General features: G+C 31.6%; 3 protein-coding genes and 1 pseudogene. 2 read left to right on the top strand and 2 right to left on the bottom strand.

Annotation, left to right across the window (positions count from 1 at the left end; all coding sequences use genetic code 11):
- The first annotated feature begins 82 nt into the window (after window positions 1-82).
- Together BW926_RS13830 and BW926_RS13820 are read left to right on the top strand one after the other, a co-directional pair.
- Window positions 83-259, top strand: a complete 177-nt coding sequence (locus BW926_RS13830) for a winged helix-turn-helix transcriptional regulator (protein ID WP_083672341.1) — start codon at window positions 83-85, stop codon at window positions 257-259.
- 954 nt (window positions 260-1,213) lie between these two features.
- Window positions 1,214-4,198 (top strand): VIT domain-containing protein, encoded by a 2,985-nt coding sequence (locus tag BW926_RS13820; RefSeq protein ID WP_076447918.1) that lies wholly within the window; start codon window positions 1,214-1,216, stop codon window positions 4,196-4,198.
- A gap of 934 nt (window positions 4,199-5,132) precedes the next feature.
- Here the strand turns inward: BW926_RS13820 and deoD are convergent.
- Window positions 5,133-5,843: a purine-nucleoside phosphorylase gene (gene deoD / locus BW926_RS13810; RefSeq protein WP_076447915.1), complete on the bottom strand. Its 711-nt coding sequence runs from the start codon at window positions 5,841-5,843 to the stop codon at window positions 5,133-5,135.
- Window positions 5,844-7,110: 1,267 nt separating this feature from the next.
- A pseudogene (locus tag BW926_RS13805) lies at window positions 7,111-8,059 on the bottom strand (hypothetical protein); the annotation flags it as partial.

Here is an 8,059-nt window from a genome sequence, read left to right as displayed (position 1 = left end):
TTAAAAGCTGGATCATAGATTTTTCGCCCTTGTTTCATACGTTAAAATTAAGGTTTTATGCTTAACTCTAACTGGAAGCTAAATTAGTATATCCAAGGATGATAGTCTAATCAAAAGAAAAGTTTATAAAGAGGTTCCTCCAAAAGTTGAATATAGATTAACTGAAATAGGGGCAGAATTAATTCCCTTTATAAATCATCTAAAAGAATGGGGAGACAAACAACTAAAAAATAGTGAAAAGAAAGCAACGAGAAGATAAAAAAAGGAAAAATTATAGGATTATTAAGCTCTGAGTGCTGGAAAATCTACACTATTAAAAAATAATTTTGGATCATCCTTTTTGTTTAAGCATAATTTACAAATTCTCTTTACTGCCATAATAAATTTTCAAATTAAAAAAGTTCAACAATCTAAGCACTTACCAAATATAGGTGCATTTGTTTTGTAATGGGGCAAGTATAGCTCGATTTTAAAGGCAGGCATTAGTGTAAACTAATAATTTTTATTTAATTTCGGAATTAAAGGCGTTATTTGTCTCAGCATCAAAATACAATCGGTATTACAGATGCGAACCAATTATTTTAACACAAATGAGTTAAATTCTTAATTATTTTTACTTATTAATTAAAAAATGTTAAAAAAAATAAAATTTTTATTTTCCAAAAAATATTTTTTTATTAACTTTATGATACTAAACACAAAAGCAATACCTTAATTAAAATATTTATTGTTCCCTATGAAAATATTTAATTGTCACACCCAGAATGGGAAATTTATTTTTACAAATAAAGTATTTCCCACATCTAAGTTAGAAATACCGTTAAAGCTGCCAAAATGTACAGTGATAGATTTTGAAATAAAATGTAGCTCAGAAAAGAAAGAACTGTTGCTAAAAGAAAGCAGATCTGGGCGGATTTTGATATACGATGTTACAGATCTTTCACAAAATGCCTTAGAAAAACTTATAGAAGATATCCGGAAAAATATAATGATGAATAGTTTTTATTTACAAAAACATTTTATTCCCGGAAGCTAATTTTAAACATAGTATAATTGATTATTATAAAGCGCTTGCAATAATGTAGGCGCTTTTTGTTTAATATTAATCATTGAAAATTAATGAGTTGTAAATTTTTTCAATAAACTTCCAACTCTTTTAGACTTAACTGCATCTTTATATATAAACAGCTGTTAAAACAAAAAAGATGTACCTATGAGAAGTTTATATATAAAATTACTGCTATTCTTCCCTGTTCTATTTCTAGCGCAGATCCCGACCATTGAAATTCCGGACGGAAAAGGAGGTTTTCAGAAAAATAATGATGTGGTTCTTCAGAAGCTCAATATAGAAACCAAAATTACAGGAAGAATTTCCACCAATACGGTAACGATGGTTTTTAAAAATAATTCATCCCGGCTGAGACAGGGAAGAGTAACTTTTCCCCTTCCGGAAGGGGTTAACGCAAGCGGATATGCCATTGATATTAATGGAAAGCTCAGAAATGCCGTTCCTGTGGAGAAAGAAAAGGCCAAAGAGGTTTATGAATCGATCAAAAAAAGAAATGTAGATCCGGGAATTCTTGAAAAAGTAGAGGGAAACAGCTTCCGTACGACCATTTATCCCATCAATGCCCGTGGCGGTGAAAGAACAGTGCAGATCACTTATCATTACGAATTAAAAAGATCGGGGAACAACTATCAATATTTTCTTCCGTTGAATTATTCGTCAGAAATTCCTGAATTTAATCTGAAAACAATAGTGTTCCAAAATGCAGTTGCTCCCCAATTAGAAGAAAGGCCAGATGGAAGCTTTGATTTTGTGAAAAATAGAAACGTCTGGATTGCAGAAACTCACAAAACGAAATATAAACCCGGAAATAATTTAAAAATTAATTTTCCACAAGCTATTGAAAGCCAGAAGGTTTTAATGCAGAAAGCGGTTGGTTATTCATCTTACTTTTTTGCAGATATAAGTGCGGACCCGAAAGAGAGGGCAAAAAAGCTTCCGAACAGGCTGGCTGTTGTCTGGGACAATTCTTTGAGTGGTAAGAAGCGTGACCATGCCAAAGAATGGGCTCTGTTTGAAGAATATTTTAAAATCAATAAAAATCTTACCGTTAAAACCTACTTTATCAGCAATACCTTCGATGAGGGAAAAAGCTTTACAATAAAAGAGGGAAACTGGAATGAATTAAAATCATATTTATCCCAGGTAACCTACGACGGAGGAACAGATTTTGAGCTTCTGAAGGTTATCAGAGAAGATGAGGTTCTGTTTTTTACGGACGGACTGTCATCCTTCGGGAATCTGAAGCTGGAATGGAACAAACCGACATATACTATTTCTTCCTCAAATAATGTCAACTTTAACCAGTTAAAATTTATTAGCAGCAAAACGGGCGGAGAATTTTTAAATTTAAATGAAAATGATCCTAAAAAAGAAGTTAAAAAACTCTTGTACCAGTCTTTAAAATATTTTGGAATTGAAAAAAATGATGCAGTATCTGAAATTTATCCTTCTTTACCGCAAACCATTTCCCGGGATTTTGCCCTGACAGGAATTTTAAATGGGAAAAAAACAGAAGTAAATGTAAAATTTGGGTACGGAAATGAAGTGACAGAAATCAAAACGATTACTTTGAATGCTGATGAGCAAATGGTAAAAGATTGGGATATTTCGCAATTCTGGGCTCAGAGAAAACTCAACGAGCTTGAGATTTTTGAAAAGCAGAACAATGATGAAATTAAAAACATATGCAGGCAGTTTGGTCTGGTGAGCAATAATATGAGTCTGATGGTTCTGGAAAATGTAGAAGACTATGTGCGGTATGACATCACACCACCTTCAGAATTAAAAGCTCAATTTGATCAGATCGTGAAAAACAGACGCGCGGCAAAAGATGAAAGAATACAGAATCTGATGGATGATGCCGAAAAAATGACAAAAAACCTTAAAGAATGGTGGAATAAAGACTTTGAACAACTTAAAAAATACCCAAAACCAGACAAAAAAGATCGAAGGAATGTAGATTCTATGGTAAGCAGCAGGCTTGAAGAGGTTGTAATGACAGGAGCTCCGGCTCCCTCCAGAGCGGTTGCGGACGTTTCATCGGCCAGGGAAGCAGATATACAGGAAGTTATAGTAACCAGAGCGATGGCAAAAAGGGTGGCATCTACAGCTACATCGCAGTCGATCAGGGGAGAAGCGAGAGGCTTTGATATAAAAGCAGGTGCCGAACGGGAAAGAGCTTCTGATCATATTAATCCGGGAAGAATTACTGTGATGAATATAGAGTCTAAGGCAGAATATATGAAGCTGTTTAACGAAGCAAAAAATCCGGAAAGTATCTATCGGATATACCTTAAAGCAAGAAAAGACTACGAAAATCTACCACAGTATTATTTCGATGTGTCTCAATTGCTCTTTAAAAATAATGATAAAAAAATGGGCTTAAAAGTCTTGAGTTCTATCGCTGATCTGGAAATTGAGGACGAAGAATTATATAAGCTATTGGCGTACAGATTAAAGCAGGCTGAAGATTATAATAAAGAGCTTTTCGCAACTGAGAAAGTATTGGAATGGAGGCCTTTTGACCCTCAGAGTTATAGGGATTATGCACTCGCGCTGGAAGATAATCAGCAGTATCAGGCTGCTTTGGATAATTTGTATAAAGTTTTGACGCAGTCTTATACTAAAGAGCTGGCAGACCGCGATAATGGCATTGAAGAGATTATTATTATGGAGATCAATCAGTTGATAAGTAATTACAACAGTAAATTAAGCCTTAAAAATATCAATCCGAAAATCATTGCTGATATTCCCGTTAACATAAGAGTGGTTATCAATTGGAACAAAGATGATACCGATATCGATCTTTGGGTAACAGACCCGAACAAAGAGCGTTGTATGTACTCCCATAAGGAAACGGAAATCGGGGGAAGAATGAGTGATGATTTCACCGGCGGCTTCGGTCCGGAACAATTTTTACTCAAGAAAGCAATAAAAGGTAAATATCAGATCCAGACCAATTTTTTTGGGGAAAGACAGGTGGGAATTGCAGGTCCTACCGCAATTATGGCCGAAGTTTATATTAATTATGCAACCGGCAGACAGGAAAGAAAAGTAATGGTATTCCAAAATCAAAAGGAAAAATCAGACAATAATGACGGAATCCTGATCGGTGAATTTGAGTTTTAATAATTATTTTCGGTCTTCGGTTTTTTTAAGACTACAAAAAGATAAGATTAAATGTGAATGTGATTTTTAAAGTCGGTGTATAATGAAGAAAATTGAGTTGGGCGCTTACAGAAATGTGAGCGCTTTTTTGATGATAATTCGTAGTTTTATGTATGTTCAAATACAAAACACAATGAAAGGTATCTTTATTATTTTAATCTTTTTCGGAATACAGCTGAATGCCCAGAAAGTTTTTTCTGTTTAGCAGGCCAGTCAGGCAGATATAAAGGTTTTTGTAACTGAATATGAAAGCCAGGCAGACCTCAGGGTGTACAAAGTCGCCTATGAAAGCCAGGCCGACTGGTCAAGAATGATAAAAAGCAACTGATGTACCGTTCCGAAAGTCTGTTTCGCTAATCAGGTTTTTTTCATTAAAAAGGCCTTCCTAAAGGAAAGCCTAATAATAAAAAATAATCAATTTATATATGAGAATAAATTGAGTATGTGTATAATCATTCAGCTAAAGCATTGTTTTCTAAACTTTATAGTGAATGTAATTTTTTCTGCAATGACAGAAGCCTTTTTGGTTTTGATGATATCGTAATGTATTGAAGCATATATGCCTTTTATACTGATGAAGTGTAATTTGTTTTTTATCAACAGCTGTATTACTTTCAAAATCCCATTTCTGGTTTTTTATTTCTTTTGTATTATTGTGAAACTGTACAGCTCGATTTATAACATTTTTATCTTCATGAACAAAAAGTTTTACAGCATCGCAATCCATACGTCTGATAAATTGATATAAAAATAAAACAACACTATTCAGAAGCAGGATTCCAAAAAATATATAGATACAGTAAACAGTGTTAGCCGATAATGTTCGGTTATTTTTCATCAAAGTATTTGTGTTTCTTAGCAAAGGTAAATAGTATTTTTAAACTGACAAAGATATTTATAAACTTTCAATAGCAGCCTCCAAAGCTAGCTCTATCATGGGGTTCAACGCCTTTTCTCTTTGATCTGCAGAAATTTTCTCGTTAGTAGGGATTATATCTGTCACGGTAAGAATTGTTGCAGCATTTTTCCCCAAATGTTGGGCATTCGCAAATAATCCGAAAGCTTCCATTTCTACGGCAGGGCAGTTGTATTTCGTCGCAATAGCAGGAATGCCTGGATTTTTTCTATAGAAAATGTCGCTGCTGTGAACATTGATATTCTTTGTTTTAAGTGAAAATTTTTCAGCGGTTTTATTAATTGTGTTAAAAATATCCCCCTGGTGGCAGATTATTTCATCCTCAATTTCCCAAGCATATTTGGCATATGTGCTTTCACTTGCCGCATTTTCTACATTCAAAATGTCAAATAGATGGAGATCAGTATTATAAGCACCACAAGTTCCTATTCTGATAATTGTATCCACTTCGTATTCCGTAAACAGTTCATAAGAATAAATCCCAATACTCGGAAACCCCATCCCACTTGCTCCGACAGTGATTTCCTTTCCTTTATAAAACCCCGTATAGTAAAAAATGCCTCTTGTTTTACTTACTAGCTCGACATTTTCCATATATTTTTCAGCAATGAATTGTGCCCGGAGCGGATCTCCCGGCTGTAATACGACCTTAGCAATTTCGCCTTTATCAGCACTTATATGAATACTCATAATATTATTTTCAAAAACACAAATATAGGAACTTTTGATTCAAAATTTTATTTACTATTATTCGTTACCGTTATTTAATTGCTTATTTTTTAGAAGCTGTTTCCCGATATCCATTCATACTCCTCATGCTAATGCTTGGCTTTGAGAATAATTAATAGCATTATTATTTTGCTTATTATAAATGGTTGTGGATTAAAATCTTCTTTATTCCACAACATGAAAAGACAAAAATCTAATGAGAAAAGTAGCTCAGAAGTTAGAGTACAACAATATATTTTTTTTGTCTTGTGCTAAAATATAAGTGTCGTAAACTAAAAATTCATTTCTTTCTATTAATGAAGAAATAGTGAAATAGGTTGTTCTGGCAATGCCATCCGTTTTGGTTTAGGCAAAGAAATGCCATACTTTTTATTCTTTGCTAACATTAAATCTAAAGTCAATAAAATTGCTTCATCAGTATTGAAAATATATAAAAGAATATTATTTGACTATGAAAATGAAAAAAAGGACAATATAAAATACTATTGTCCTTTTTCATTTGTGTTTTATTTTAATTTGATAAAACTAACTTTTATCAAATTAAAGTCATCATTTGTGTTCTTAGTAATATTTAGATCTGAAATATCTTTTAGTTTTAATTATTTCAAATATTTCTATCGGAATTGGGGCGTAATTACCGATATAATTTTTTTTCATCATTTGTGTTTAATAGTTTGTGAGATATCTACTTTGGATAAAATTTATTATACAAAGAGAAAGAAAATTCATGCAAGATCAAAAAAAAGCATATACCATTTAGATACTATTTTTATTTAAGTATTTGATAATTAGTACTTAAATTTTAATGAAATAATCTTTTGTTTTTATAAAATTCTTTTTTGTGGGATATAAAGAATTTTTTTATCATTTATTTCTTTCAAATTTCGGATGGGTCTTTTGGTAAGTGTTTAATAAAATTTTGAATTTTTACAGCTAATATGCAATTTATTTTTATGAATGTATATATGGTTTTATAATTTATTCAAACATTATAAATTGACTGAAAGTTGTTCAATAATAGAAGGCGATAGTATAAAAATAATGTTATCGCCTTTTACCTATTATTGATTTTCATCATTTTTACTTTTTGCGAGTACAAATTGAAGGATTTTTAATTATATTGCAAAAAAAATAACATACCATTGATGTACTATTTTTATTTAATAGTCTGGAATACAATTATTTAATTTTACTATACAATTGTAATTTTTAAAATAAATTAATTTAATTATTTTTTATTCGTTAAATCGCGCAGCCAAATGCCCATGTCCTGCTCGGTGGGAATTATAAATTTTTTTCTAAGATTTTGCTTTCTGTTTCTTACTGTGTTTATAGATTTAGAGGTATATTCGGCAATATCTTTGATACTGAATCCTAAAAAAGTATATGCGCAAAGGATAAGTTCGGAAGTTCTTAGGCCCGGGCTGTATTCCAAAAGCTTATCCTGAAAGAAGGGATAAATTTCCTGAAAACGAGTATAAAATTGTGTGTCATTTTTCTTAGCAAGTTCAATTACTTCATTGTAGGTATCATTTACTTTAAGCTGTAGCTCTTCAGTTTCAATGGTTTTTTTTGAAATAATTTCTTCTTTTTCCTGTAATGTGCTATTTACTGCTGTAATAAGTGTTTCTTTATGCTTTAGATTTTTCCTTAAAAAATAATAAAACGTTATCAATATTAGTATCAAGAACAAAACTCCCGCTGAAATCCATGTATTTTTTTTTCTTTTATGAGTTTTATATTTATTTTCCTCATCGTCAATTATTACATTAAGAGCATAATCCATACTTTTGCTTCTTTCTTCAGCTATTTGATTTTCTTTATTTATATAGAGGTTTTCATATTCTTTTTGTTTAGTTTTATCTCCCAAGATCTCATATATTTCGGAAATATTTTTATAAAGAGAGTTAAATGGTGCGATATTTATAGAATGCTGTTTTATATTTTCTACAGATTCTAAATAATACGCTAGTGCAAGGTCATATTTTTTATGATTTTTATAGTAATTACCAAAAATCATGTATTCGATAAAAAGAATAGGATCTTTATATTTTAGTTTGACGCCATAGCTTTTTTTATAATGAAGTTGTTTAAACTTATTTAGACAAAAAAGTTCCAAGAAAATTAGCAATTTTGGATTGCAATTTAAAAAACTAATAATCTGGAACTCATCAGTA

It is taken from the genome of Chryseobacterium sp. RU37D (assembly GCF_900156075.1).
In the GTDB taxonomy this organism is placed as follows: Bacteria; Bacteroidota; Bacteroidia; order Flavobacteriales; family Weeksellaceae; genus Chryseobacterium.
Note: the sequence above shows the minus strand (reverse complement) of the source record. Positions and strands in the feature narration are given on the sequence as shown.